Consider the following 26,062-nt stretch of genomic DNA (forward strand, 5'->3'; position numbering starts at 1 on the left):
CCCACTCAGTGTGGCGTACGTCAATCGATACGGCAGTGTACCGGTACGCAATCGTATCGGTACACTGTCGTATCGGTACGCTTCCGTATCGATGGTGTCCGCGCGGGCCACGAGCCCGCCGAGCACCACCGCACGCACCGCCGTCAGCAAAGGGGCCGGGGGATGAACGCCCGCACCGCGCCTGCAGCGGCGGAGGCCGACGCGACAGCTCGGCCCCCGCTCGTCCGTGAACTCCTGCTCGTCGCAGGGCTCTTCCTCGTCTACAAGTTCGGCCGGCAGCTGGCGACGGGCCACACCGCCGAGGCCTTCCGCAACGCGGACCGCGTCCGGGACCTGGAACGAGCCGCCCACCTGCCCGGCGAGGGCGCGGTGCAGTCCTGGCTGCTGCACGGCGACACCCTGGTGCACCTGGCGAACACCTACTACGCGACGGTCCACTTCCCCGCCACCGTGGCCTTCCTGGTCTGGCTCTGCCTGCGCCGCCCCGCCCACTACGTCTGGGCCCGCCGGGTCCTCGCGGCCCTCACCACGGCCGCGCTCCTGCTGCACCTCGCCCTCCCGCTGGCCCCGCCGCGCATGCTCGTCGCGACCGGCCTGATCGACACCGCGCGCGCCTACGGGCCCTCCGTGTACGGCCCGCCGCGGACCGACCATCTGTCGAACCAGTTCGCCGCGATGCCGTCGCTGCACTTCGGCTGGGCGCTGATGGTGGCGATCGGCCTGATCGTCGCCACCCGGTCCCGGTGGCGGTGGCTGTGGCTGCTGCATCCGCTGGTGACGCTGCTGGTGATCGTCGGGACCGCGAACCACTACTGGCTGGACGCGATCGTCGCGACGGCCATGCTCGGCATCGCGCTCGCGGTGATCCACCAACCGCACCGCACGACGACGTCCGCGCCGACCGCGGAGCGGGTACCGCGGCAGCCGGCACCGGCCGAGGAGAAAGTCCTGGTCGGAGCGGGCCGATGAACGCCACGCTCGTCGCCGTCGTCCTGTCCCTCTTCTCCGCCGCCGCCTACGCAGCCGCGGCCGTCGCCCAGGAACGGCTGGCCTCCCGCCACCCCGGTTCGGGGACGCTGCGGCTGCTGGCCTCCGGCGCCTGGTGGTGGTCGGTCGGGCTCAACGCCTGCGCCGCGCTGCTGCACGTGGTGGCCCTCCGGTACGGTCCGCTCACCGTGGTGCAGCCGCTCGGCGCGCTCACTCTCGTCGCGGCGGTCCCGATGGGCGCGCGTGTCGCGGGGCGGCGGGTCACCGCGGCCGAGTGGCGGGGCACCGCGTACACACTGGCCGGCCTGGCCGCGATCCTGGTCACGGCGTCCGGGTCGGCGCCCGACGAGGTGATGAGCGTGTCCGAGGCGCTGGCGGTGGCCGCCGTGACGGCGGGGCTGATCGGGCTGCTGGCGCGGCCCGGCGCCCGCCCCGGCCTGCGCCACGCGAGCGCGTCGGGCTTCGCCTCCGGTGTCGCCTCGGCGCTCACGCAGACGGTGACGGTGGCGGCGACCGACCGCTCGGGTCCCCCGCTGAGCGTGCAGGTGGTCGGGGTGGCGCTGCTCGTCGCGGCCTTCGCGACGGCCGGGCTGATGCTGTCGCAGACCGCCTACCGGGGTGGTCTGGGCGCGCCGCTCGCGGTGGTGACGCTGGCGAACCCGGTGGCCGCCGCGGTGATCGGCCTCACGCTGCTCGGCGAGGTACTCCAGGGCGGCGCGGAGGGCGTGCTCCTCGCGCTGGCGGGAGCGGGCCTGGCCTCGTGGGGCGTGGTGCTGCTGTCGCGGGCGACACCGGACCCGGCGCGCGAGGAGGAGCACCCGGTGGCCGCGGTGCTGGCCCTGACGCCCGAGTCCGCGTCACCCGAACCGGCGCTGCTGCCCCGGCCGACGTCGGAACCGGGGCGTCTCACACCGCTGTAGGACCCGAAGAAGCGTCAACCGATACCGCGCGCGTCCTGCTTGAGCGCCGTGTCGACGGTGAGCGCCGTGGCGACGACGAGGCTCAGCAGCGGCTCGGGCAGCTGGTAGTGGATCTGCAGGACGTAGTTGTCCGCGGTGGTGAACAGCGTCTTGGCGAGGCCTTCCCAGGTCTTGGTGATCCGGGCGACCTCGTTGTCCGCGTGGTCGACGATCGCGAAGTTCCAGGCCCGCCAGTTCTCCGCCTTGATGGCGCCGACCTTCTGACCGCCCGCGTTGATCGCGAAGTTGATCTTCCCGAAGACGTTCTGCTGGACGATCTCGCCGACCTGCTGCCCGTCCGGGCGCTCCACGATCACCCGGGACTTGAATATCTTGCGCGGGCGGGTCAGCTTCAGCACGGGCTGACCGTAGGCGTCGCGGATCTCCAGCCTGTGGGTCATGTACTGGTCGAGGCTGGCGACGAAGCGCAGGATCTTCTTCAGCGCGCTCTGCCCGACCTGGACCACCGAGCCGATCTGGTTGCCGTTCTGATCCATGACCTTGTACTCGTTGGTCAGCTCGATCAGCTTGGCCTTCTGGTTGACCACCAGCACCGGCTCACTGAAGAGGGTGCCGCCGCCGGGGCCACCGGCAGCGACCCCGGCCTGCTGCTGCACCTGACGCTGCACGCGCGGGTCGGGGCCGGCCGGCTGCTGCGGAATGTGCTGTGCCGCCACACCCTGCTGCTGGTCGGCGTTGGTGTGCTGGGTCCACTGCGCGCCGTCCCAGTAACGGAGTGTCTGGGGCGCTCCGTGCGGGTCGGGATACCAGCCTGCAGGTGTGTTCGAATGCGTGGTCACCGGGGCACACTATCCCGACCCGACCAGGACCTGAACAGCCCCGGCGATCCGGCATGGTTCAGCCTTTACCCGACGGCAATCGCCGGGTCACTCACCCCTGGCCGGCCGTTCTCCACATGCCCGGCGAACCGCCGCAGGAACGCCGGGTCGGCGTCGGAGGTGACGGTCAGGTCGTACCAGCGCGCGCTCGCCGCGAGGTCGACGGTGTGCCGGACGGTGGCGCCGGGCCGCACGGTGAAGGTCCTGGCCGGGCAGCCGTAGCCGCCGCTCAGCTTCAGCCGCACCGTGCCGGGGCCCCGGTTGGTGAGGGTCAGTTCGACGTCGTCGCCGATGTGCCGCGCGGTGACCTCGGGTCCGGCGGTCCTGCCCGGGCCCCTGAAGACGCGCAGGAAGCCGTTGGGGCCGTGCACGGTCAGGTCGTACGAGCCGCCCGAGTACGCCGAGTTCCAGGCGTCGACGACGGTCTTGCCGGCCTCGGTGGTGTAGGTCCACGGACCGTCGGCGCGGTTGCCGGAGGTCACCAGGAAGGCGGCGCCGGTCTTGGCGCCGGAGGCGAAGGTGAGGGTGAGTTTCCCGGCCGCCGGGTCGGCCGAAGCGTCCACGTACGGTGCGTACCTGAGCGGGCGGGCGGGTCGCCGGCCCCGCTCCTGCTTGGGGAGCACCGGGTTGGCGGGCGGGGTCGGCACGTAGTCGGGGTGGCGTTCGCGGTCCGGCGGCAGGTAGCCGTCGGTTGCGGGCAGCGCGGCCGGGCGGGTGTCCGTGCGGGAGAAGTCGAACGCGGCGGTCAGGTCACCGCAGACGGTCCGCCGCCAGGGCGAGATGTTGGGCTCGTGGACGCCGAAGCGGCGCTCCATGAACCGGATGATCGAGGTGTGGTCCAGCGTCTCGGAGCAGACGTAACCGCCCTTGCTCCAGGGCGAGACGACCAGCATCGGCACCCGCTGACCGAGCCCGTACGGCCCGGCGACGTGACCGGAGTCCCCCTTGAACAGGTCCGGGCCGACGTCGACCGTGGACCGGCCCTGCGCGGCGGAGGCGGGCGGGAACGGCGGGAGCAGGTGGTCGAAGAAGCCGTCGTTCTCGTCGTACGTGATGAACAGGGCCGTCTTCGCCCACACCTTCGGGTCGCAGGTGAGCGCGTCGAGGACCTGGGCGATGTACCAGGCGCCGTAGTTGGCGGGCCAGTTGGGGTGCTCGGTGAAGGCCTCGGGGGCGACGATCCAGGAGATCTGCGGCAGCTTGCCGCCCTTCACGTCGGCCTTCAGCTGGTCGAAGTAGCCCTCGCCCTTGCGGTAGTCGGTGCCGGTGCGGGCCTTGTCGTACAGCGGGTCGCCGGGCTTGGCGCCCCGGTACTGGTTGAAGTAGAGGAGGGAGTTGTCGCCGTAGTTGCCGCGGTAGGCGTCCTCGATCCAGCCCCAGCCGCCCTGGGCGTCCAGTCCGTCGCCGACGTCCTGGTAGAGCTTCCAGGAGATGCCGGCCTTCTCCAGACGCTCGGGGTACGTCGTCCAGCCGTAGCCCACCTCGTCGTTGCCGAGGACCGGGCCGCCGCCCGTGCCGTCGTTGCCCGTGCAGCCCGTCCACATGTAGTAGCGGTTGGGGTCGGTCGAGCCGATGAACGAGCAGTGGTAGGCGTCGCAGATCGTGAAGGAGTCGGCGAGGGCGTAGTGGAACGGGATGTCGTCGCGGGTCAGGTACGCCATCGTCGTGGAACCCTTCGAGGGCACCCACTTGTCGTACTTGCCCCCGTTGAAGGCGGCGTGTCCGTCGTTCCAGCCGTGCGGAAGGTCCTGGAGGAACGCCATGCCCAGGTCGTCGGCGTCGGGGTGGAACGGCAGGACGTCCTTGCCGCTGCCGTCCGCCTGGTGCCAGATCGGCTTGCCGTTCGCCAGGGTCACCGGGCGCGGGTCGCCGAAGCCGCGGACGCCCCTCAGCTTGCCGAAGTAATGGTCGAAAGAACGGTTCTCCTGCATCAGGACGACGATGTGCTCGACATCCTCGATCGACCCCGTGCGGTGGTTCGCGGGCAGTGCGGCGGCACGCTGGATGCTGTTCGACAGCGCGGTGAACGCCGTGGTGGCGCCCGCGAGTTGGAGGAATCTGCGCCGGTTGACGTCGGGGCTGGCTTCGGACATGGCTGAGGAACCTCTCGCCTGGAGTAGGTGCGACCGGCCGGATCGTGACGGAATGCGCGCGGAAGGAGTGTTCCAGGAGCACCAAACGTCAGGGAAGGGTCTGATGGCTTGGGTGTGAAAGTCGTGCGTACGTGAGGGGTGCCGCCGACGCGGCCGGGGAAGGGTGGCGCTCATGACGCAGACGCACCCGGCCCACACGCCGACGAAACGGCCCGTACGACAGCTCCTCGCCGCCTCCGTGGGCAACGCCGTGGAGTGGTACGACTGGTACGCCTACACGTTCCTCGCCACCTACATAGCCGCCGCTGTCTTCCCCCCGGGGGCGGACAACTCGCTGGTGCCGCTGTTGTCGACGTTCGCCGTCTTCGCGGTCGGGTTCTTCATGCGGCCGGTCGGCGGACTCCTCATGGGTGCGATCGCCGACCGGCACGGACGGCGCGCCGCGCTGACGGTGACGATCCTGCTGATGGGGGGCAGCAGCCTGCTGGTCGGGCTGACCCCGACGTACGCGGCGGTCGGCGTCGCCGCCCCGGTGGTGCTCGTACTGGCCCGGCTGCTCCAGGGGCTGTCCGTGGGCGGCGAGTTCGCGGCCTCGACGACCTTCCTCGTGGAGTCGGCGGGACCGGGCCGACGCGGGCTGTTCTCCAGCTTCCAGTACGTCTCGACGACCGCCGGACAGCTCTTCGCCTCCGGCATCGCGACCCTGCTCGTGGACACGCTGAGCGAGGGGCAGATGGACGGCTGGGGCTGGCGGGTCCCCTTCGTCCTGGGTGCCGTGCTGAGTCTGGTCGGCTTCTGGATCCGGCAGGGCGCGCAGGAGACCCGCAGCGAGGAACAGCGGGAGGCACCGCGTCCGGCCCTGCTGGAGGCGCTGCGCAGGCACCCGCGCGAGTCCCTGCTGATCTGCGGCATCACCGCGGGCGGCACCATCGCGTACTACACCTGGACGTCGTATCTGCCGACGTACGCCGAACTCAACGCGGGCATGGCCAAGTCGGACGCGCTGCTCGCGGGCACGCTCTCGCTGGCCTTCTTCGGTCTGCTCCAGCCGCTCGGCGGCCTGCTCTCCGACCGCTTCGGCCGCCGTCCGCTGCTCCTCTTCTTCGGGCTGGGCTTCGCGCTGCTGAGTGTGCCGCTGCTGCACGCCCTGACCGACTCCTTCGCCGTCCTGCTGCTGGTGCAGTGCGCGGGCATGGTCCTGCTGACCGGGTTCACCTCGATCAGCGCGGCGGTGAACGCGGAGATCTTCCCGCCCCGGGTGCGGGCGGCGGGCATCGGCTTCCCCTACTCGCTGACGGTGGCGCTGTTCGGCGGGACGGCCCCGTACGTGGGCACGCTGTTCAAGGAGTGGGGGCACTCCGGGCTGTTCCCCTGGTACGTGGCCGCGCTGTGTCTGGTGTCGTCACTGGTGTACCTGCGGCTGCCGGAGACGGCCCGCGCGGAACTGGCTCGATAGGGCTCTGACCTGCGTTTCGACGCCGTGAAGTGACGCACTTCATAGGGCCGCAGGCAAAATTTTCCGTTCCCTGTGATCAGTTGGTGCAACCGATCCGTATTCCTCTGCGTCCGTCGTCACTTCACGCCAGGGAGCAGTCATGCGCATTTCACGGACCAAGGCGGGAACCGTCTTCGTGATCGGCAGCCTGACGTTGACCATCACCGCTCTCGCCTATCCCGCCATGCTCGGTCTGCAGAACACCAGCACCACCCAGGACCGCGTCGTCGCCAACACCCGGTACGGGCCGATCACCGAGGCGGACCGCGACTTCGTGGTGAAGGTCCGCGCGGCGGGGCTGTGGGAGTACCCGCTCGGTGAGATCACCATGCAGAAGGGCACCACGCCGGAGATGAAGGAAGCCGGTGCCCACCTGATCGTGGGACACGCGGGCCTCGACGAGCTGTGCCGCAAGATCGCCCCCGAGCTGGGCATCACCCTGCCCAACCAGGCGAGCCCGCAGCAGCAGCAGTTCGTACAGACGGCGTCGTCGGCCAACGGCAAGGAGTTCGACCAGGTCGCGTCGAACATCATGCGGGTGACGCACGGTCAGATCTTCCCGACCGTGGCGAAGATCCGCGCCAACACCAAGAACACGCTCATTCGCGAGCTCGCCGACCTCGCCAACGACACCGTGCTGGACCACATGACCGTGCTGGAGAAGACCGGGATGGTCAACTTCGAGCAGTCGGTCTTCCAGCAGACCACGCCGCCGAAGCTGCCCGCGGACCAGATGACCCCGCCGCCGCCGCAGCCCGGTTCGCCGGTGGTCGTCCTGACCCCGCGTCCGGACCTGAATGTCCAGACCAGCACCCCGAAGCCGACGGGCTCGGCGGCCCCGGCACCGGCCGCGACCCCGACCGGGGGCTGACGCGGGGCGCCCCGGGCGTGGTCACCGCAGCGGGTGGAACGCCGGTGGCGGCGCGGACGTGCCGCACCAGGAAGCGAGTGCCGGGCGCGCAGCCGCGGGCCGTGAGCCGTTCGGCGTCGGCCCCTGTGAGCAGGTCGGCGGTGCCGGCGGCGAGGACCGCGAGGACGTGGTCGACGATCTGCGTGGTGGGGTGGGAGGCCGCGCGGTACCGGCGCGCTTCAGCGAGGGCCGCGACGACGTGGTGGCCGCCTTCAGCGCCGCGGGTCCGACCGGCTGCGGCTGGGCTGAGCGCACGTACTCAACAGTCGGACGGGAGGGGCACGTACGCGGCCGCGATCCGGTACACGCCCGGTTCCCGCACCGTCAGACGCGTGAACCCGCCCTGCTCGCGCAGGCAGCCGCCCGCCGTGCGCAGCCACGGCGAGTAGGCGATCCGCACGGTCACCGAGCCGGCGCGCGGCATCCGCACGGACAGGTCGGCGCTCGAGGTGCGCAGCACGGTCGCGGGCGCCGACACCAGCGGTACGGCGTCCCGCACCCGGTACACCCGCCAGTGCGGGTCGCTCCACACCGGCTCCAGCCACCCGGGCCGGCCGCGCACCAGCCGGGCCTCGGCCGCACCGTGACGGTCGGGCTCGGCCGAGGGCAGCACCACGAAGCCGACGGCCCAACGGTCCACCCACGCCCGGTAGCGCGACTCGGTGAGCGTCCCGTCGTAGAAGAGGCGGCCGCGCTCCATGTCGAGCTGGGTGTTCCAGCCGCGCGCCAGGTTGACGTACGGGGAGAGCAGGGCGGCCTCGCGGTGGTCGGCGGCCGGGACGGCCTCCACACGGGCGCGGTCGGCGCCCATCCGCTGCAACGCCCGTACGACGGCGGTCGAGTCGGCGGCCCACGCGGGGACCTCGGCCGAACCGCGCAGGAAAGTGAGCGGCGTCCCCGATCCGAGCCACGCCAGGGACGCCACGAGCGCCACGGCGAGCGCGGCACGGCGGTACCGTCGACGCCGCTCCACGGTGAGCAGGGCGGCGAACAGCACGGCGGGCGCGAACAGCAGCGCGAGCCGTTCCACGTTGGTCCCTATGGGCGAGGGGATCAGGTACGTCAGTCCGACACCCGTCGCGTACACGGCGCCACCCCACCGCACGACCCGCCAGTCACGCGGCGCCAGTACGGCGACCGCCACGCCGAGCAGCCCGGGCCAGAGCGTCCGCACCGCCGGCATCGGCTGCTCCCCGGAGTAGGGGAAGAGCAGCGTGGTCGCCGCCACCACCGCGAACGGCGGCACCAGGAGCGCGGCGGCCCGCGTCCGGTCCCGGACGAGACCGTGGGCCGCGCCCGCCACCACCAGGAACAGCCCGGCCACCGGACTGGCCGCCGTCGCGAGCACCGTGTACCCCGTCGCGATCCCCGCCCGGCCCTCCCCCACGAGCGCCACACACGCCGCGAGACCGAGGGCGACCCCGAGCGCGAACGTCTCCCGTCCCGCCGCGACGTTGCACCACAGTCCGAACGCCGCGAGCAGAGCGGGCCCGAGCGGACGCCGGATCCCGCACCGTACCAGCAGGACGGCGGCCAGCCAGCCGCCCACCAGGCCGGAGGCGACGGCGACGGTCCGCACGCCGAAGGCGCCCATCAGATACGGCGAGATCACGCTGTAGTTCGCCATGTGCAGCCCGCCGAACCAGAACAGACCGTACGCCGAACCGCCGTGCTCCGCCGCGAAGCGCGCCCATGTCTCCTGGGCCGCGAGGTCGCCGCCGCCGGTGGCTCGGAAGAACGCCCAGGCGAGGTACAGCGGAAGCATCGCCACCGTGGCCCACAGCGGGACGCGCCAGCGGCGGACCATCGCCCGGAGTCGGTGGCCGGGCGCCTCGCCACCGGGCGGGGCAGCGTCGCGTGCCGGGACTCGGACCGACTCGACAGCGCCTGTCATAGGGGCGGCCTCTCCGTCTTTCAGAGGGGTCGGCGGCCCGGTTCGCGTGGGACAAGGGGCGAAGGGACAGGCGCCGAGAAGCGTTCCCTGCCGATTCTTGGTCGCGGCAGCCGTGGCGGACATCGGCCGTTCGGCTGAAGGCACCGTTCAGTTGAAGGCACCGTTCGGCTGAAGGCACCGGCGGAGATCGCGTCCCGTGGCGTCCCGGTGACCGAGGGCGCGGGCGGTGGTGCCCGCGCCTCGTCGTCACACCGTGAGCCGCCGCCCCTCCGACGGCTCGTCACCGTCCGGCACCAGGTCGTCGAGCAGTTCGGCCGCGGCCCTGCCCCAGGTGCGCTCCCGCGCCATCACGGTGCGTACGGTCTCGGCGTCGGTGAAGGCGGCCCCGGGGCGCTGGAGCACGGCCGCCACGGCGGAGCCCCAGCGCAGCGTGTCGCGGTCGGGCTCGTCCGTCACCGGAAGGACGGTGCGCGGGACCAGCTCTTCCGGCAGGCACTCCTTGAGCAGGTCACCGAGCCCGCTTCTGCGGCTGACCAGCACGGGCACGCCGTGGACGATCGCCTCGAGGCCGACGAGGCCGAACCCCTCCGCCCGCGACGGCATGAGCACGAGGGTCGCGAGGCGCAGTTCGTGGTCGAGGCGCTCCTTGTCGGTCGTGAACGGCCGGAGCACGAGATTGAGCGACGGCTGACCGGCCCACTGAAGGATCTTCCGGTACAGCTGGTCGGCCTGGCCCTGGGTGACCCCCCGGACCATGAGCCGTACCTCGGGCTCGTCCGGGTCGCGCAGCGCGAGGGCATGACCGACCGCCCGGGCCGCGAGATCGAGCCCCTTGACCGCATCGTCCTCCATGCGTCCTGTGAGGAGGATCCGCGGCGGACCCTGGACCGGCTCGCGCGGCCGGGCCAGCGGACTGTCGAAGCCCGGATCGAGTCGCAGCGGCCGGGGCACCTCCGGCCACGCCGAGAACTCCTGGACGCACAGGCCGTGCAGCCGAGGGCCGACGGCCACCACCCGCGTCGCGCCGCGCCCCAGCTTCAGATCCGTCCACTTGCGGTCCTCGGCCCGGGCGTGGAGATCGACGCCACGTGCCCCCTTGTACCGGTCCGTCTCCTCCGGCCAGTCGTGGACGAGGTGGAGCCGGGCCGCACCCTCGAAGTTCTGCACCACCTGTACGAAGGCGGCCGGTCCGGTCACGCGGCCGTGGCCGATGATCACATCCGGGGGCAGACCGCCCGGGAGGGCCGGCTTGAGCATCAGCCGGTCACGCTCCGAGGCACCGGGGAGCGAGGGCGCGGGGACAAGCCGTACGGGGCCGGCGTCCTCGATCTCCTTCCCGGGGTCCGACGGGAGCAGGCAGAACACCTCGTGGCCCGCCTCGGCCAGCGCCCGGCACAGCGACTGGTTCAGGGCGCTGATCCCGCCCTTCGTGGGGAACCACTCGTCGGCGACCGCCAGGATCCGCAGCCGTCGGCGGCGTGGTCCGGCGGGCGCCACGCTCCCCTGTCGCAAGGAACCCCGGAACACGCCGGGCGCGGCCGCGGCGCCGAGCTCACCGGTCGCACCGGGGCCCTCGCTCGGGCGCCGGCCCCCGGCACTGGCCGTCTCCATCGCCGTGACCAGCTCGATGAGTTCGTCCAGGGCCACCTCGTGCCGCAGATGATCGGGCAGGCCCTCCCACAGCTCACGGACCTGCTCCCGGGAGTCGAGCCGGGCCCGCAGCGCGGCGAGCACCAGCTGCTCCCTGGTGTCCACCCGCACGCGGTCGACGTCGAAGAGGAAGGGTGTCAGCGCCGCCAGGACCAGGTCCGCCGTGCCGTTCACCCCGGCCCGCTTCAGCGCGGTCACCAGCAGCGCGGAGGCGAGTACGGTCCTGAACCGCGGGGCGGGGATGCGGATCCAGCGACCGCCGCCGCCCCGCATGGTCAGGGGTTCGTCGAGCTCGTCGTCGAGGCCGAGCCGGAGCATCCCGTCCACGCCGTCCCGGGTGGAGTCCTCGGTCAGACCCAACTCCGTGAGGAGACGGTCGATTTGTTCGTCGTCGACGGTCATCTCTCCGTCGGCACCGGTCAGGGGCGCGGTGAGCGACAGCAGGTCAATGTCAGGCATGCGAACGTCCGCCCTGTTGGTCGATGATCCACCAGGCGCTCACGACGTGCTGGACGGCCGCGTCGATGCCCGGCAGCAGCTCGGTGAACGCCTCCGGCCGGTGCTCAGCCTGGTCAGGTCCGAGCGAGGTCAGCCAGCGCTGCGTGTACTGGCGTCCCGCCTCGCCGGTCAGTTGGAGCCAGACGATGCCCGGCAGCACGCTGACGGTGTACGAGAACAGGTGCAGTTTCCGGTCCCCGTCGACCTCGGAGCGCATCCAGGTCACCCGGGCCTTCTGCCGGAAGGTGTGCACGAGTTGGGACACGATCGGCAGGTCCGCCACCGCGTGGATCGTGTCGATGCCGTCGGAGCGTGCGGTTCCCGGGGCGTCCGTGAGACTGGCGGCGGTGCTGAGGCAGACCACCGGCAGGGTGAAGGCCTTCACGGCCTCCGCGGGGTTGTCGGTCTCCAGCAGCCCCAGCCGCACCACGGCCCGGCCCTCCACGTCGTGGCCGGCCGCCTGGAGCGCGACGACGAATCCCTCGTGCTGTTCCAGGGCGTTGGGGCGCGCGAACTGGCGGGCCAGCAGGTCCGCCCGCGCCCAGACGAGCAGGACGTGCTTGCCCAACCGGTCGTGGTAGCGCCCGAAGTCGGCCGCACGGGCGGCGATCTCCGACTGGGGGACGATCTCCAGCGGCAGGGGCCCGGTGTCGTGGAGGCGGATGCGCTCCCGCTGGTGCTCCTCGATGTCGTCGGGAACGGGATCGCGGACGGTGTCCAGTTCCATGCGGGCGCGCAGCTCGGGGCTGAGCCGCCCGACGTCCTCGAACAAGTCGTCGATCAGGGCCCGTACGGGGGCCGTTCGTAAGGTGGGCAGGCCCTGGCGGGTCAGGCAGTCGGCCACCTCGTCGAAGAAGACGCCGAGTTCGTCCGGGCCGGAGTGCGGCCCCAGGCCCTGCGGCCCGAACTGCGGCAGGTCGAGGGCGAGGATCGTCTCCAGGCGGGCGTCGGGCCGCGCGTCCGGAGCGTTGAGGTCGCGTGTCCGGACGGCCTCGAATCCCCCGGCGTACGCCACTTCGAGCGCGGCCGGTGCCATCGCCGCCCGCAGCAGGGCGTCGATGCGGAACCGGCCGGTCTCCCAGTCCAGCCCGCCGAGCAGACGTCGGCCCCGGTCGAAGTGGCGCCGGTAGGCGGAGCCTTCGTCGAGGAAGCGCAGGGCGGCGGAGTCGTCCCCGATGGACAGGGTCGTGGCGTAGGTCTCGTGCACGAGCCGGGACGACTCCCGGCAGAAGCGGAACAGCAGCCTCAGCCGCTCCGTCAGGACACCGAGCCGGGAGAGGTCCGCCGAGAAGCGGGCCACCAGGCCCCAGGGCGTGGTGTGCTGGAGTTCGTGGTGCAGTCGCTCGTGGAGCGAGACGACGACCTGTTCGTCGCGGTCGGTGAGCGCGGTCGCGTGCAGTGTCCAGGACTCGAGGCCGTCGTAGGCACCGAGCACGTCGGACACATCACCACGAGCACACCAATAGGATGATTCATCAGTGGACACACAGGCAGCGTAACCGACGACACGGCCCCAACTACGGCCCGCCGACGAGGAGATGCTTCCCGTCCCACCTGCGTTGCCGTCACCCCCTCTCGTGCGCCGCCTGCTTGATCGCCTCACGGATCCGGGAGTACGTGCCGCAGCGGCAGACGTTCTCGATGCGGTCGATGTCGGCGTCGGTCGGGCGGGTCGTCCTCTTCAGCAGGGCCGCCGCGGCCATGATCTGGCCCGGCTGGCAGAAGCCGCACTGCGCCACGTCGCAGGCGAGCCAGGCCTGTTGGACGGGGTGCAGCTTCTCGCCGTCGGCCAGGCCCTCGATCGTGGTGACCTCGCGGTCCACGCAGTCGGCGACCGGGACGACGCAGGGCTGGATCTCCGCGCCGTCCAGGTGGCTCGTACAGGCACGGCAGACGCCCACGCCGCAGCCGTACTTGGGTCCGGTGACGTTCAGCAGGTCCCGCAGCACCCACAGCAGGGGCATGTCGGCCGGTGCCTCGACGGTGACGGGCTTCCCGTTGAGCACGAAGGAGTAGGACGGCATCGGGACCTCCTCTAGAAGTTGATCGGGAAGCGTCGGGGCTTGGTTCCGGTCGCCCGGGCGTAGGCGTTGGCGACGGCACCGGCCGCGGCCGGCACACCGAGTTCGCCCGCGCCGCCCGGTTCCCGCCGGGAGGGCATGATGTGCGCCTCGAACCGCAGCGGGGCGTTCTGCTGGCGGGCGTAGTGGAAGTCGGCGTAGCTGCTCTCGCGGACGGCGCCCCGGTCGATGTGCAGTCCGGCGGTGAGGACGGTGGAGATGCCGTCGATCGCGGTGCCCATGAGCTGGGCCTCGAGGCCGCGCGGGTTGACTGCCGTTCCGACATCGGCCGCCATCACCACCTTGGTCACCCGGGGCTTCTTCGGGTCGGTGGCGTCGATCTCGACCAGACAGGCCACGCAGGAGCCGTACTCCTCGTGGACGGCCACGCCCTGCGCCCGGCCGGCCGGCAGGGGGCGGCCCCAGTGCCCGGCGGCCGCGACCTTGTCGAGCACCGCTTTGACGGCCTTGCTCCTGAGTGTCGTACGCCGGAAGGCGACCGGGTCCTTGCCCAGGCTCCTGGCCACCTCGTCCACGACGATCTCCTCCGCGGTCCGCGACGTCCCGGAGTCCACCGACCGCCAGGGCCCGAGCGGGATCGCCAGGTCGACCGAGCCCCCGTCGCCGTCGAGGCGGCCGAAGTTGTACAGGCCGCTGTCGCTGGGCAGCGGCCCTGCGGCCCGCGCGAGGACGGGGGCCGCCCCGCCCTGGGCGGACAGGCCCTGCCCGTCGTACGACTCGCTGACCGAGGCCGTCGAGTGGGTGAACGCCACCACCCTGCCCCGGGCGTGGCTGGCCCGGATCCGGTGGTGGCTGGCCGGGCGCATTCTGCCGTGCCGGATGTCGTCGGCGCGGCTCCACATCAGCTTGACCGGCCGGCGTGCCGCCTTCGAGATGAGGGCCGCCTCGATGGCGGCGTCGTGGTTGAGCCGACGGCCGAAGGAGCCGCCGCCCCGCACCACATGGACCCGTACCTTCGACGCGGGCAGTCCGACGGCCGAGGCGATGGCCTCCCGCGCGTCCATCGGTGTCTGGGAGGCGAACCAGATCTCGGCCCGAGTGGCCCGCACGTCCGCCACCGCGGTCAGCACCTCCATCGGGGCGTGGCTGACGAAAGCGAACTCGAACTCGCGCTCCACCTGCGTCGATCCGCGCGGCGGCGCGGGGAGCCGGGGGACGGCGGCCCGCAGCCGGGAGCGGATCGCGGCGTCGGACAGCGATGCCAGCGGGCCCGGGGCCCAGGTGATCCGCAGGGCGTCCCTGGCCTTGAAGGCGTGGTGGAAGGAGTCCGCGACGACGGCGACCCCGCCGGCGACCTTGACGACGGCGTGCACGCCGGGCATCGCGCGGGCCGCGCGGTCGTCGACGGAGACGATCTTCCCACCGAGCGTCGGCGGCCGCGCCACCACGGTCGGCTTCGCCCCGGGCACCGTCAGGTCCCCGGCGTACTCGGCCTTGCCGGTGACGATGTCCCGGGCGTCGATCCTGGTCGTCGGCCGCCCGATCACACGGTGCCGGGACGCCGGCTTCGGGCTGCTCGACACGGCGGGCCGCTGGATCCCGGCGGCGCTCGCGGTCAGCGAGCCGAACGTGGCGGAACGCCCGTCCGGCGCGATCACCCTCGTGTTCCAGGTGCGCAGGGACCGCGCGGGAAGGTTCCAGCGCCGGGCCGCCGCGGTCACCAGCTTGGCGCGCGCGGTGGCGGCGAGTTGCCGGGCCGGGCCGTACAGCGAACTGACCGAGCTCGAACCGCCGGTGTACTGGTTGCCCTTGGTCCGGGCCTCGGCGAGCGGGAGCTCCACGTCGACGAGCCGCGCGTCCAGCTCCTCGGCGATCATCATCGCGACCGCGGTGGTGACCCCCTGCCCGACCTCGAGACGCGGCAGCCGTACGACGACCTTGTTGGCCTCGGTGACCTCGAGGACCAGCATCTCCTCGTCCGTCCCGGTCACCAGGACGTCGGACGGCCTGCGCGCCCGCTCGGCGCCCTCCGCGGGTTCCGCGTCACAGCCGAGGGGGGCCGCGACGGTCAGGGTGGATGCCGCGAGCGAGTAGACGATGAACCTGCGGCGTGACAACTGGCCGGCCAACAGACGCTCCTCTCCGAGTTCCCGGACGTTCGGTTCGACTCCTATGAGGGGCGGGCGGGGTCGGGGGTTGCTTGCGGGCCCCCTCCATCGGAGTTCCAGGGACGGCCGACCGTCGGACACGGCGTCTTGCAAACGTCCCGTCGTCCGCCCGCAGGGCAGGAGGACTGTCGCGACACGCCCTAGGGCCTCTCGTGTGGATCATGCCGGGCTCGCGGGCCCCGGCACCGCGCCTCGCCGCGTTGTCGTCGGCCGGCAGGGCTCCGCCCTGCCGCTCTCCTCCGCCTTGCGATGCACGGCACCGGACCCCGCTCCCTGATCCGGCCTGATCCAAACGAAAGCCCCTAGGTGTCGCCGTCGGCCACCAGTTGGTCGGTCAGCCGGCGCAGGACGGCGAGGTGGTGGTCGCGCCGGTTGGCGTCGCCGACGAGGGGGGAGACGAGCAGGGCCATGACGTCGTCGACAGCGGCACGGGCGTCCGCCGTTTCCGCCCCGGCCTGCAGGCGAACCGTCGCGAAGTCGTCGACGATCCGGACCAAGGTGCCGACGCTGTCCGGCCTGGCCCGGTGGAACTCGCGCTGTCGGTCCAGAGCCTCACGCGTGACGGTCAACGCCTCGGTGTGACGGCCGCTTTCCGACAGAACGCGGCCGGGTTGGGGGTCACGAGGCGACGTAGGATCCCCACGGCCTCCTCGGCTGCGGCCAGCGCGTCCTCCCGCAGGCCGGTGCCGGCCTGGCGCACGCTCAGGTTGCTCAGCGCCCGGGCCAGGTCGTCCTCGTACGCCACGGGGTTGGTGCGGGCCAGCTTCCGGAAGAGGGCCACCACCTCTTCGGCCGCCGCGACGGCGTCCCGCACCCGACCCGAACGCAGCGGCAGCATGCCGTAGTTGCTGATGGCCGCCGCGAGGAGCGCGGAGTAGACGGACGGCCGTTCCGTCGCCAGTTCCCGATAGACCCGTACGCTCTCGAGAGCGTCGGTCAGCGCTTCCTCGTCGCGGCCGAGCGCGGCCAGAACGGAGCCACGCTGACTGACGGCGCGCGCCGCGTAGTCCCTCGGGTCCGCTCCCTCTTCCGCGGCAGTCGGGTCCGCCGACCCGCCGATCGGGCTCCGGTGCCCTGTCACGGCGCGCTCGGCCGCCGCGAGCGCCTCCGGGAGCCTGCCCAGGCGCATGAGCAGCACCGAGTGGTCATGGGTGGAGACAGCGAGTTCACCCGCGTACGTCGCAGGCTCCTCGCGGTGCAACTGCTCGTGCAGGCCGGCGGCCTCCTCCACGGCCGCCAAGGCTTCCGGCAGCCGTCAGCACCACGACGGTCGGCATGCCGTGACGTGCCTGGCTCACCCTCTGCCCTCTTCGTCCACACTGTCGGCGTACGCCGACACCGCAACGATAATGGCACGGTGGGACATGAGGCCGATCCGCCTGCGGGGGACGGCCCGCCGGGCCGGGACCGCCACATCCAGCGGATCCGTGCCGCACGCGGCAGCGCCGTCGTCACCGTTCTCCACGGTGACATGTACATCGACGGCAGCGCCCCGCCTCATCACCTCGCTCCCTGGCCACCGGGCCCGACACTCCCCCGGCGCCCCCACCCCTCCTCGCGCCCCTCCAGGACAGGTTGGACACCGCCCCCGCCGGCCTGTCCGTGCTCCTCCTCCAGGGCGGTACGGCCGGCAACCGGACCGAACTCCTGCACCGTCTCGCTGCTGTCGCCCCGGACCTCGGCTGGACGGTCAAAGCCGCCGATCGCGCGCCTGGCCCCCGGGCGGATCTCACCGGCACCGCGAACCTGCTCACCGTTGTCGCGGACGCCGGCTTCCTGGCCCTCCGACGCTCTGCTGCTCCTCCTGAGCGACCCCCTTCTGCTGCTGCCCGGCCGGACGTGCGCGCTGCTCACCGCCGGCCATCCCGGCACCTGGTGGCCGACTCTGCGCCACCGCCTGACCAAGGCCGGCCTGCACGACCTCAGCACACTCCGGCTGTGAGGGCGTCCCTGCCGGTCAGCGGTCGCAGGCGATCCGGGCCCTGCGGGGGACCGGGCCGAACGCGCCGGCCGACCTGCCAGAGGCCGCGAACGGCCGGCAGCACCGCTCCGTCGTACGTACTGACCACCACCAGCAGACACAGCGGCTCCCTGACCAGCTACTTTACGAAAGCCCTTCCGTCAGACGGAAGCCGTCTTGCCGAGTGGCCGCGCCCGTCACGACCCTGATTCCAACCACGGCCGCGGGGCGAAGGCGCCCCGCCCTCAGGGACGGGACCCTCATGCCTCACATGACCGCCTTCGCCAGGAACCAGTGGTACGTCGCCGCCTACAGCCATGAGGTCGGGCGCGAGGAACTGCTCGGACGGACGATCCTGGGTGAGCCGCTCGTCTTCTACCGGACCGAGGAGGACGGGACGCCCGTCGCCCTGCACGACCGCTGTGTGCACCGCCGGTTCCCGCTGCACGAGAAGCCCAGCCGGCTGGACGGTGACCGGATCGTGTGCGGCTACCACGGCTTCACGTACGACACGACCGGGACGTGTGTGTACGTGCCGGGGCAGAAACGTGTCCCGCGCACCGCCCGCGTCACCTCCTACCCGGTCGTGGAGCAGGACTCCCTGGTGTGGGTGTGGATCGGCGACCCGGCGCTCGCGGACCCGCAGACCATCCCGCGCGCCCGTCATCTCGACGCCCCCGGCTGGACCACCGTGCGGGGCATGGAGCCGATCGACGCCGACTACGGGCTCCTCGTCGACAACCTCCTCGACCTCTCCCACGAGACGTACCTGCACGGCGGCTACATCGGCACGCCCGAGGTCGCCGAGACGCCGATCACCACCGAGGTGGACGAGGGCGCGGGGATCGTGCGGGTGAGCCGGCACATGGACGACGCCGAGTGCCCGCCGTTCTACGCCCGGTCGACCGGCATCGAGGGCCGGATCACGCGCTGGCAGGACATCGAGTACCACGCGCCCTGCCTGTACCTGCTGCACAGCCGGATCGCGCCGGTGGGCGTGCTGCCCGAGGCTGACGGCAGTGACCCGAACGGCTTCCACACCGAGATCACGTACGCGATCACGCCGTCCGCCGACGGCAAGGTGTACGACTTCTGGATGGTCTCCCGGGACTGGGCGACGGACGACGACGAGGTCACGGAGTTCCTGCGGGGCAACAACCACACCGTCGTCATGCAGGACGTCGACGCGCTCAACCTGCTGCAGAAGACGCTCGGCACCGAGCGCACCGGCTACCAGGAGCTGAGCATCAACATCGACACCGGTGGCCTCGCCGCCCGCCGTATCCTCGCCCGTCTGGTCGAGGAGGGCGACAAGCCGGTGGAGAAGGTCCTGTGACCAGCCCGACCGGCGAGATCTACCGCATCGACTGGCTGCCGGGCACGGACATCCTGCACGGCACCTGTCACTGCGGCCGCGAGCACACCTCGCAGGACCCCATCGAGATGTGGGAGTGGATGCTCGCCCATCCACAAGGACACGAGCCGCAAGGGCACGAGCCGGCAGCACACGAGCCGCAAGGAAACAGCTCATGACCGTCTACGAAGCCGAACTCGTCGTCGGCCGCAAGGAGTTCGCGGCCGACGGCGTGCTCGCCCTCACCCTGCGCCACCCGCTGGGCGAGCCGCTCCCGGCCTGGGAGCCTGGTGCCCACATCGACGTCGTCCTCGGCCCTGACCTGGAGCGGCAGTACTCGCTGTGCGGCGACCCGGCCGACCGCGACGCCTGGCGGATCGCGGTGCTGCGCGAGCCGGCAGGGCGGGGCGGATCGGCGTACGTGCACGCACAGTTGGGGCAGGGCGACAAGGTGCGGGTGCGCGGTCCGCGCAACCACTTCGCCCTGCGGTCCGCGCCCCGCTACCGCTTCGTGGCGGGCGGCATCGGCATCACCCCGATCCTGCCGATGCTGGCGGCCGCGGAGGCGGCGGGCGCCGAGTGGACCCTCCTCTACGGCGGCCGTACCCGTGAATCCATGGCGTTCGTCGGGGAGTTGGAACGCTACGGAGACCGGGTCACCGTCGCTCCGCAGGACGAGACCGGTCTGCTGGACCTCCCCTCGGTGCTGGACGCGCTGCCCGACGGCACCCTCGTCTACTGCTGCGGGCCGGGCGCCCTGCTCGACGCGGTGGAGGAGCGGTGCCCGGCCGGGGCCCTGAACATCGAGCGGTTCCAGCCCAAGGTGCAACAGACGGACGAGAACACCGAGTTCGAGGTCGAGCTCGCACAGAGCGGCCGCACGCTCACCGTCCCACCCGGCGTCTCCGTGCTGGACACCGTGCGCGAGGCCGGCGTCGAGGTGCTGTTCTCCTGTACCGAGGGCACCTGCGGCACCTGTGAGACAGATGTCCTCGACGGCACCCCGGACCACCGGGACTCCGTCCTGACGGACGAGGAACGAGAGGCCGGCGAGACCATGATGATCTGCGTGTCCCGGTGCCGGGGGAAGCGGCTCGTGCTGGATCTGTGAACCGTCGAGACGGGTTGACCACGGCGCACGGCTTCCCGCTGAGCACCGGTGAGCACTACTGTGCGAGGTGCGCACAGCCTGTCGGAACGTCGTTGTCTGCACAGGGGGAGCCATGCGTCGTCTGTTCACCGGTCTCGCGGCCGGCTTGTTGTTACTCGGCACGGCGGCCTGCGGCTCGTCCGACGGCTCCGGCGCGTCGGACGCGGACGCCGCGTCGGGCGGCACCACCACGCTGAAGGTCGGCGTCATCCCCATCCTGGATGTCGCGCCCCTCTACCTGGGCCAGAAACAGGGCTTCTACGCCAAGCGCGGCCTCAAGTTACAGCTGATCCCCGCCCAGGGCGGGGCGGCGATCCTGCCCGGCGTCGTCTCGGGCCAGTTCCAGTTCGGCTTCAGCAACACGACCTCCCTGCTGGTCGCCCAGTCCAAGAAGCTGCCCGTCAAGGCGGTGGCGAACGGCGTCGCCTCCACGGCCGAGGACGGCGCCGACTTCGCGGGCATCACCGTGAAGAAGGGCAGCCCCCTGAAGTCCCCCAAGCAGTTGGCGGGCAAGAAGGTCGCGGTCAACACGCTCAACAACATCTGCGACACCTCCATCAGGGAGTCGGTCCGCAAGGACGGCGGCGACGCCTCGAAGGTCGAGTTCGTCGAGATGCCCTTCGACCAGATGCCGGCCGCGCTCGCCGGCGGACAGGTCGACGCCGCGTGCACCCCCGAGCCCGCGCTCGCCACCGTCAAGGCCGCGGGCGGCAGGTCCATCGCGTCCAACTTCTTCGACGTGTCGCCGGACCTGACCGTCGCGATGTACTTCACCTCGCAGCAATACGCCCAGAAGAACCCCGAGTTGGTGAAGAGGTTCCAGGAGGCGACCATCGAGTCCCTCAAGTACGCCGACAGCCACCCGGACGAGGTCCGCAAGATCCTCACCACGTACACGAAGATCCCCGACACCCTGCTGGACCGGCTCACCCTGCCGCACTGGCCCGCCGAACCGGACCGCGCCTCCATCGAGCGGCTCGCCCGACTGGCCCAACAGGACGGCCTGTTCGAGCAGAGCCCGGACCTGGACAAGCTGCTGCCGTGAGGGGCTCGGGTGCCGTCCTGGGCGCGGCCGGGCTCGCGGGCTTCCTCGCGCTGTGCGAGGCCGTCCCGCGCCTCGGCATCGTCGACGAGGACTACTTCCCGCCGGCCGCCCGTGTCGCCGACGCGCTCCGCACCGAGTTCGGCGACCCGGCGTTCTGGACCGCGCTCGGGGACACCCTCACCGGCTGGGCGCTGGGGCTGTCCATCGCGGTGACGGCCGGGATCCTCGCCGGGGTCGTGATCTCGGTCGTGCCCCTCCTGCGCGAACTCACCGCGTCCACCATCGAGTTCCTGCGCCCGATCCCCTCGGTCGCCCTGATCCCGCTCGCGGTGCTGCTGTACGGCACGCAACTGCGCTCGGTGCTCCTGCTGGTCGTCTACGCCTCCTTCTGGCAGGTGCTGATCCAGGTCCTGTACGGCGTGCGGGACGTCGACCCGGTCGCGGAGGAGACGGCGCGGTCGTACGGCCTCGGCACCTGGGCGCGGATCCGGTACGTGCTGTGGCCGACCGCGCTGCCGTACGTCATGACCGGAGTCCGCCTCGCCGCGGCTGTCGCGCTGATCCTCACCGTCACCGCCGAACTCGTGATCGGGGCGCCGGGGTTGGGCGCGCGCATCGCCGTCGCGCAGACCTCGCAGGCGGTGCCCGAGATGTACGCGCTGATCGTGGTGACCGGGCTGCTCGGGCTGCTGGTCAACGTGGGCGCCCGAGCGGTGGAGCGGCGGGCGCTGGCCTGGCACCAGTCGGTGCGCGGGGAGGTGACGGTGTGAGCCGTGTCCTCGTGCGGCTGCTGTACGCCCTCGCCCTGCCGGCCGTGCTCGTGGCGCTCTGGTGGCTGGCGTCCGCGGACAGCACGGACCCCTACTGGCCGCCCCTGCGGGCCGTTCTGGAGACCTTCCCGGACGTCTGGACGTCCGACCGACTGCGCGCGGACGTGGTGCCGAGCCTGCTGCGACTGACGGGCGGCTATGCCACGGCGGCCGTCGTCGGGGTCGCGCTGGGCACGGTCATCGGCTCGTACCGGCGGGTGCGCGCGGTGTGCGAACCGGTCCTGGAATTCCTGCGGGCCGTGCCGCCGCCCGTCCTCGTCCCGGTCATCATGCTGTTCGCGGGCATCGGCGACACCATGAAGGTCCTGGTGATCGCGAGCGGCTGCGTGTGGCCGGTCCTGCTCAACACGGTCGAGGGCGTACGGGCGGTGGACCCGGTGATGGCGGAGACGGCCCGCTCCTACGGGGTGACGGGCCTCGCACGGCTGCGGAAGGTGGTCCTGCCGTCGGCGGGCCCGCAGATCTTCGCGGGACTGCGGCAGGCGCTGTCCGTCGGCATCATCCTGATGGTCATCAGCGAGATGTTCGCCGCCGGGAACGGTCTCGGCTTCACCGTCGTGCAGTTCCAGCGGGGCTTCGCCATCCCCGAGATGTGGACCGGGATCCTGGTGCTCGGCATGCTGGGCTTCCTCCTCTCGGTCCTCTTCCAGCTGGTCGAGCGGCGGATGCTCGGCTGGTACCACGGTCTGCGCGCCGCCGGCCGGCGGTCCGAAGGGCGCTCGTGAAGGGGCGGGGCTGATGGGGGACGGGATGCTCGTGGTGCGCGGCCTGAGGAAGGTGTACGAGGGGTCCGGGCGGCGCGTGGAGGCGGTGCGCGACCTGACGTTCGCCGTGGGCGACGGTGAACTCGTCTGTCTCGTCGGCCCGTCGGGCTGCGGCAAGACGACCCTGTTGAAGTGTGTGGGCGGTCTGCTCGCGCCGACGGCGGGCGAAGTGCTCCTGAAGGGGCGCCGGGTGACCGGGCCGCCGCCGGGGATGGCGTTCGTGTTCCAGGAGTACGGGCGCAGCCTGTTCCCCTGGATGCGGGTGGGTGAGAACGTCGAACTCCCGCTGAGACAGAATGGCTTGGGGCGGCCGCAGCGGCGCGCACTGGTCGCCGACGCACTGCGCTCCGTCGGCCTGGCGGACGCCGCCGGGGCCTACCCGTGGCAGCTCTCGGGCGGTATGCAGCAACGTGTGGCGATCGCACGGGCGTTGGCGTACGAGCCCGACGTGCTGCTGATGGACGAGCCCTTCGCGGCGGTGGACGCGCAGACCCGCGCCGATCTGGAGGACCTCGTCCGGGGGCTGTGGCGGGAGCGCGGGATCACGATCCTGTTCGTCACCCATGACATCGACGAGGCCGTCTACCTCGGTGAGCGGGTGGTCGTCCTGACCGCCTCCCCGACCGTGGTCCAGGAGCAGCTGGAGGTCGATCTTCCCGTCGAGCGCGACCAGTTGACCACGCGGGTGGCCCCGCGCTTCGCCGAGCTGCGGACCCGGGTGTACCAGCAGATCCAGGCGGCGAAGCGGGGTGCTGCCACGGAGAAGACGGCCACGGACGCCCCCGCCGACCAGGCGCCGTCGGCGACCTGAACGCCGACGGTGCCCGGTCAGGCCTCGGGGGCGGGGACCACGCTGAGGTGACCCGCGGCCCGGCGAACCCGGCGGGGTCCGCGCGGTGCGTGCGCGGGCCTGCGGGACTCGCGCAGGACCATCGTCAGCCGCGTGTAGTCCAGCTCTCGCAGGGTCCTCGGGGTCTCGTCGACGATACGGCAGTCGGTGGCGCCCCAGCGCGGGTCGGGGTGGAGCACCGAACGGACCGCGCCGTCCGGTTCGACGGCGCCCTCACCGACCGCGCGGATCCAGTGCGGCAGGCCCTGCCGGTAGGCGGCCTCCATGATCGGGTCCTGGGCGATGTCGCGGCGGATCGCCTGCAGTTCGTGGTCGTGGCCGTGTCGCTCCAGGGCGGCTGCGAAGTGCGCCAGCATCGGCAGGCACCAGCTCGACTCGTGATCGCCGAGGACCGTGGCCGCGTCCGGGTGGAACAGCACGAACCGGAGGAAGTTGTCGCCCGGCATGGCCGTCGGATGCGGACCCACCCCGCGGAAGAGTGACGCGAAAGCGGTGTTGGCCACCACGACGTCCCAGCGGTGGTCGAGCACGACGGAAGGGAAGGGGACGGCTTCCAGGAGCGCGGTGTAGTCCTGGAGATACGCCTGGGCCTCGCCACTCTCGGGGACGGGCCGCGGTGCCGGCCGCTGCCCTCCTGCCTGATACGCCATCGGGAGGTCACCCCTCTTGCCTGATGCGGCCTTACGCGGCGCCCCGATCCTGCGGCCCCGACACGAGTCGTGTCAACTATCGTGGCATTCCACGCCCGTTGACGGCTGAAATTGGCCACAGTTGTGGCGAGACCTGGATGTGAGTTCGAACCACCCGCTACTCTCCGGTCAGTTCACGGCGCACGTCCGTGCCCGTGAAGGGGGCTGGGAGAGACGTAGGAGACCTGTCGGTGACGGATGGCTACGAGGTCCCGGGCGCCACGGCGACGGTTTCGCTGTCCGCCGTCGTCGCCCGTGTCACGGCACTCGCCGGCCGGCTCGGGATCCCGCACGCGGAGGTCTTCGACACCGGCCGCCTGTCCGTCGGCTGCGGTGTGCCCGAGCCCGTGGTCAAGGCACTGCTGAGCGGTCGGCTCACGGGCGAACCGGATGTGCAGGCCCGCTTCCTGCAACGCCTCGACCTGCTGCGCCGTACCCGGCTCAAACCCAACGGGCGCAAGTACACCCAGCAGGAGATCGCCGACGGCGCGGGCATGTCCCGGCAGCAGGCCGGCGCCCTCCTCAACGGCGACCGCAGGCCCACCATGGAGCACTGCGACGCGCTCCAGCGCTTCTTTCGCGTGCACGCGGGCTTCCTCACCGCGGAGGACCCCGAGGCGCTCGCGGGCGCGCTCCAGCGCACCGAGCAGGAGCTGCTGCAGAAACTCGCCGACCGGGAGCGGGAGGCGGCCGCGGCCGCCGCGGACCCCCTGGAGCGGCTGCTGCAGGACCACGGCGTGCGCGGAATCGCCTGGCGGGCCGCGCAACTGCCCACCGACCAGCACCGCGACAAGGTCGCCGAGTGGCTGGACATGCTCCTGGAGAGCGTCAAGCGGCCCGAGTCGTGAACCTGTGAACCTGGGGAGGACCGTGGGCATCGGTAGGCACATGCGGCGCCTGTGCGGCGAGCTGGTCTCGGAGCTGACCGTCCCGGCCCCTGCGCCGCCCGCCGACCTGTACGCCGCGCTGTGCGAAGCGATGAGCCGGCGCCGCGGCCGCCCCGTCCACTTCCGTACGGCCGCCTTCCCGCCCGGCACCGCCAGCGGGCTGTGGGTCGACATGGCCGACCAGGACCTCGTGGTCGTCGAGGAACGCACCGCGCCCGACCACCAGTTGGTGATCCTCGGCCATGAACTGTGGCACATGAAGGCCGGCCACTGCGGCCACCACGTCGAGGGCGCCAGGGTCGCGGCGCGTCTCCTCCAGGACGGCGCCGACCTCGGCCCCACCGTCCTCAAGGTCGCCGCCCGCACCCACTTCGACCTCGCCGAGGAACAGGAGGCCGAGAGCTTCGGCCTGCTGCTCGCCAGCAAGTGCAGGGCGTGGCTGGCCGGGTCGTCGTTGCGGGGGCCGGTGCAGCGGGACGACCTGGCGGGGCGGATCGAGGCGTCGCTCGGGTACGTGGGGCTGTAGCCGACCACGTGTTCCGGTCAGTTTCACCTCCGCTGAGCGGGCGAACGGAAGCGGAGCGGGACCCGATTGTCAGTGGTGGACGGCAAGCTGGGGGTGCGCCGCCGTACGGGGGCGTGCGCGCCCGTGGGCGCGCGGAAGACGAGACGGGGAGAGGCGACCGATGCGCACTGCCGTACTGACCGACCGCGAGCGCACCGCCGTACAGGCCTATCTGCGGCTGCTGCACACCGTGCGGGCCGCTTTCGACGACGCGTCCGGCCCGCCGGACTGCCCCCGACCACCCCTCGTCCCGCCCACGGTGCTCGCCGAGGCGGAACGGGCCCTGGCGGAGGCGGGCCTCACAGGCAACGAGGAGGCGTTCTTCCGGCTGTTGCAGGGGTGGTGCCCGGAGGCTTAGAGGCCTGGGGGGGGGGGGGGGGGGGGGGGGGGGGGGGGGGGGGGGGGGGGGGGGGGGGGGGGGGGGGGGGGGGGGGGGGGGGGGGGGGGGGGGGGG

Annotated in this window: 25 protein-coding genes; 15 read left to right on the forward strand and 10 right to left on the reverse strand. The window is 71.9% G+C overall.

The window, feature by feature from the left end:
- Window positions 1–162: 162 nt before the first annotated feature.
- Both AC067M_RS29390 and AC067M_RS29395 read left to right on the forward strand, forming a co-directional pair.
- On the forward strand, window positions 163–969 hold the full coding sequence (locus AC067M_RS29390) for a phosphatase PAP2 family protein (protein WP_478700056.1): 807 nt from the start codon (window positions 163–165) through the stop codon (window positions 967–969).
- Window positions 966–1,907 carry a DMT family transporter gene (locus tag AC067M_RS29395; RefSeq protein ID WP_478700057.1) on the forward strand — a complete coding sequence of 314 codons (942 nt, stop codon included), beginning with the start codon at window positions 966–968 and terminating at the stop codon, window positions 1,905–1,907. Before AC067M_RS29390 ends, AC067M_RS29395 begins: the two co-directional genes overlap by 4 nt.
- A gap of 14 nt (window positions 1,908–1,921) precedes the next feature.
- Here AC067M_RS29395 and AC067M_RS29400 read toward each other — a convergent pair whose 3' ends face one another.
- On the reverse strand, window positions 1,922–2,746 hold the full coding sequence (locus AC067M_RS29400) for an LURP-one-related family protein (RefSeq protein WP_478700058.1): 825 nt from the start codon (window positions 2,744–2,746) through the stop codon (window positions 1,922–1,924).
- A 65-nt stretch (window positions 2,747–2,811) separates the two neighbouring features.
- Window positions 2,812–4,878, reverse strand: a complete 2,067-nt coding sequence (locus AC067M_RS29405) for a phosphocholine-specific phospholipase C (protein ID WP_478700059.1) — start codon at window positions 4,876–4,878, stop codon at window positions 2,812–2,814.
- 172 nt (window positions 4,879–5,050) lie between these two features.
- Between AC067M_RS29405 and AC067M_RS29410 the strand changes: the two genes are divergently transcribed.
- Window positions 5,051–6,334, forward strand: coding sequence for an MFS transporter (locus AC067M_RS29410; RefSeq protein WP_478700060.1), 1,284 nt, complete (start codon window positions 5,051–5,053; stop codon window positions 6,332–6,334).
- A gap of 139 nt (window positions 6,335–6,473) precedes the next feature.
- Window positions 6,474–7,244, forward strand: coding sequence for a DUF4142 domain-containing protein (locus tag AC067M_RS29415; RefSeq protein WP_478700061.1), 771 nt, complete (start codon window positions 6,474–6,476; stop codon window positions 7,242–7,244).
- Between the two features lie 298 nt (window positions 7,245–7,542).
- On the opposite strand, the gene AC067M_RS29420 is transcribed toward AC067M_RS29415, so the two are convergent.
- The 7 genes from AC067M_RS29420 to AC067M_RS29450 all read right to left on the reverse strand — a co-directional run bounded on the left by AC067M_RS29420 (window position 7,543) and on the right by AC067M_RS29450 (window position 16,745).
- Window positions 7,543–9,177: a hypothetical protein gene (locus AC067M_RS29420; protein WP_478700062.1), complete on the reverse strand. Its 1,635-nt coding sequence runs from the start codon at window positions 9,175–9,177 to the stop codon at window positions 7,543–7,545.
- A 246-nt stretch (window positions 9,178–9,423) separates the two neighbouring features.
- Window positions 9,424–11,286 (reverse strand): glycosyltransferase family 4 protein, encoded by a 1,863-nt coding sequence (locus AC067M_RS29425; RefSeq protein ID WP_478700063.1) that lies wholly within the window; start codon window positions 11,284–11,286, stop codon window positions 9,424–9,426.
- A complete protein-coding gene (locus tag AC067M_RS29430) occupies window positions 11,279–12,769 on the reverse strand; it encodes a hypothetical protein (RefSeq protein WP_478700064.1) in 1,491 nt (496 codons plus the stop codon). Before AC067M_RS29430 ends, AC067M_RS29425 begins: the two co-directional genes overlap by 8 nt.
- A gap of 121 nt (window positions 12,770–12,890) precedes the next feature.
- A complete protein-coding gene (locus AC067M_RS29435; RefSeq protein ID WP_478700065.1) occupies window positions 12,891–13,349 on the reverse strand; it encodes a (2Fe-2S)-binding protein in 459 nt (152 codons plus the stop codon).
- Window positions 13,350–13,360: 11 nt separating this feature from the next.
- The gene (locus AC067M_RS29440; RefSeq protein ID WP_478700083.1) at window positions 13,361–15,445 is read right to left on the reverse strand and encodes a xanthine dehydrogenase family protein molybdopterin-binding subunit; all 2,085 of its coding nucleotides are present in this window, start codon (window positions 15,443–15,445) and stop codon (window positions 13,361–13,363) included.
- Window positions 15,446–15,816: 371 nt separating this feature from the next.
- Window positions 15,817–16,083, reverse strand: a complete 267-nt coding sequence (locus AC067M_RS29445; RefSeq protein WP_478700066.1) for a hypothetical protein — start codon at window positions 16,081–16,083, stop codon at window positions 15,817–15,819.
- Window positions 16,080–16,745 (reverse strand): hypothetical protein, encoded by a 666-nt coding sequence (locus AC067M_RS29450; RefSeq protein ID WP_478700067.1) that lies wholly within the window; start codon window positions 16,743–16,745, stop codon window positions 16,080–16,082. Before AC067M_RS29450 ends, AC067M_RS29445 begins: the two co-directional genes overlap by 4 nt.
- A 525-nt stretch (window positions 16,746–17,270) precedes the next feature.
- Here AC067M_RS29450 and AC067M_RS29455 point away from each other — a divergent pair.
- The 8 genes from AC067M_RS29455 to AC067M_RS29490 all read left to right on the forward strand — a co-directional run bounded on the left by AC067M_RS29455 (window position 17,271) and on the right by AC067M_RS29490 (window position 23,428).
- Complete coding sequence (locus AC067M_RS29455) at window positions 17,271–17,456, forward strand: hypothetical protein (protein ID WP_478700068.1); 186 nt, start codon at window positions 17,271–17,273, stop codon at window positions 17,454–17,456.
- Window positions 17,457–17,736: 280 nt separating this feature from the next.
- A complete protein-coding gene (locus AC067M_RS29460; RefSeq protein ID WP_478700069.1) occupies window positions 17,737–18,810 on the forward strand; it encodes a Rieske 2Fe-2S domain-containing protein in 1,074 nt (357 codons plus the stop codon).
- The gene (locus AC067M_RS29465) at window positions 18,807–19,007 is read left to right on the forward strand and encodes a hypothetical protein (RefSeq protein ID WP_478700070.1); all 201 of its coding nucleotides are present in this window, start codon (window positions 18,807–18,809) and stop codon (window positions 19,005–19,007) included. Before AC067M_RS29460 ends, AC067M_RS29465 begins: the two co-directional genes overlap by 4 nt.
- On the forward strand, window positions 19,004–19,939 hold the full coding sequence (locus AC067M_RS29470) for a PDR/VanB family oxidoreductase (protein ID WP_478700071.1): 936 nt from the start codon (window positions 19,004–19,006) through the stop codon (window positions 19,937–19,939). The genes AC067M_RS29465 and AC067M_RS29470 overlap by 4 nt, the downstream gene beginning before the upstream one ends.
- Before the next feature lie 112 nt (window positions 19,940–20,051).
- The gene (locus AC067M_RS29475; protein WP_478700072.1) at window positions 20,052–21,023 is read left to right on the forward strand and encodes an ABC transporter substrate-binding protein; all 972 of its coding nucleotides are present in this window, start codon (window positions 20,052–20,054) and stop codon (window positions 21,021–21,023) included.
- Window positions 21,020–21,793 (forward strand): ABC transporter permease, encoded by a 774-nt coding sequence (locus AC067M_RS29480; protein ID WP_478700073.1) that lies wholly within the window; start codon window positions 21,020–21,022, stop codon window positions 21,791–21,793. Before AC067M_RS29475 ends, AC067M_RS29480 begins: the two co-directional genes overlap by 4 nt.
- A complete protein-coding gene (locus AC067M_RS29485; RefSeq protein WP_478700074.1) occupies window positions 21,790–22,578 on the forward strand; it encodes an ABC transporter permease in 789 nt (262 codons plus the stop codon). The genes AC067M_RS29480 and AC067M_RS29485 overlap by 4 nt, the downstream gene beginning before the upstream one ends.
- A gap of 13 nt (window positions 22,579–22,591) precedes the next feature.
- Window positions 22,592–23,428 (forward strand): ABC transporter ATP-binding protein, encoded by an 837-nt coding sequence (locus AC067M_RS29490; protein ID WP_478700075.1) that lies wholly within the window; start codon window positions 22,592–22,594, stop codon window positions 23,426–23,428.
- A gap of 17 nt (window positions 23,429–23,445) precedes the next feature.
- Here the strand turns inward: AC067M_RS29490 and AC067M_RS29495 are convergent, their stop codons facing one another.
- Complete coding sequence (locus AC067M_RS29495; protein ID WP_478700076.1) at window positions 23,446–24,117, reverse strand: MmyB family transcriptional regulator; 672 nt, start codon at window positions 24,115–24,117, stop codon at window positions 23,446–23,448.
- 230 nt (window positions 24,118–24,347) lie between these two features.
- Between AC067M_RS29495 and AC067M_RS29500 the strand changes: the two genes are divergently transcribed.
- From AC067M_RS29500 to AC067M_RS29510, 3 genes are all read left to right on the forward strand, one after another.
- A complete protein-coding gene (locus AC067M_RS29500) occupies window positions 24,348–25,004 on the forward strand; it encodes a helix-turn-helix domain-containing protein (RefSeq protein WP_478700077.1) in 657 nt (218 codons plus the stop codon).
- Window positions 25,005–25,044: 40 nt separating this feature from the next.
- The gene (locus AC067M_RS29505; RefSeq protein WP_478700084.1) at window positions 25,045–25,569 is read left to right on the forward strand and encodes a toxin-antitoxin system, toxin component; all 525 of its coding nucleotides are present in this window, start codon (window positions 25,045–25,047) and stop codon (window positions 25,567–25,569) included.
- A gap of 160 nt (window positions 25,570–25,729) precedes the next feature.
- Window positions 25,730–25,966 carry a hypothetical protein gene (locus AC067M_RS29510; protein ID WP_133925649.1) on the forward strand — a complete coding sequence of 79 codons (237 nt, stop codon included), beginning with the start codon at window positions 25,730–25,732 and terminating at the stop codon, window positions 25,964–25,966.
- Window positions 25,967–26,062: the final 96 nt, after the last annotated feature.

This window comes from Streptomyces sp. NPDC043427, assembly GCF_056436655.1.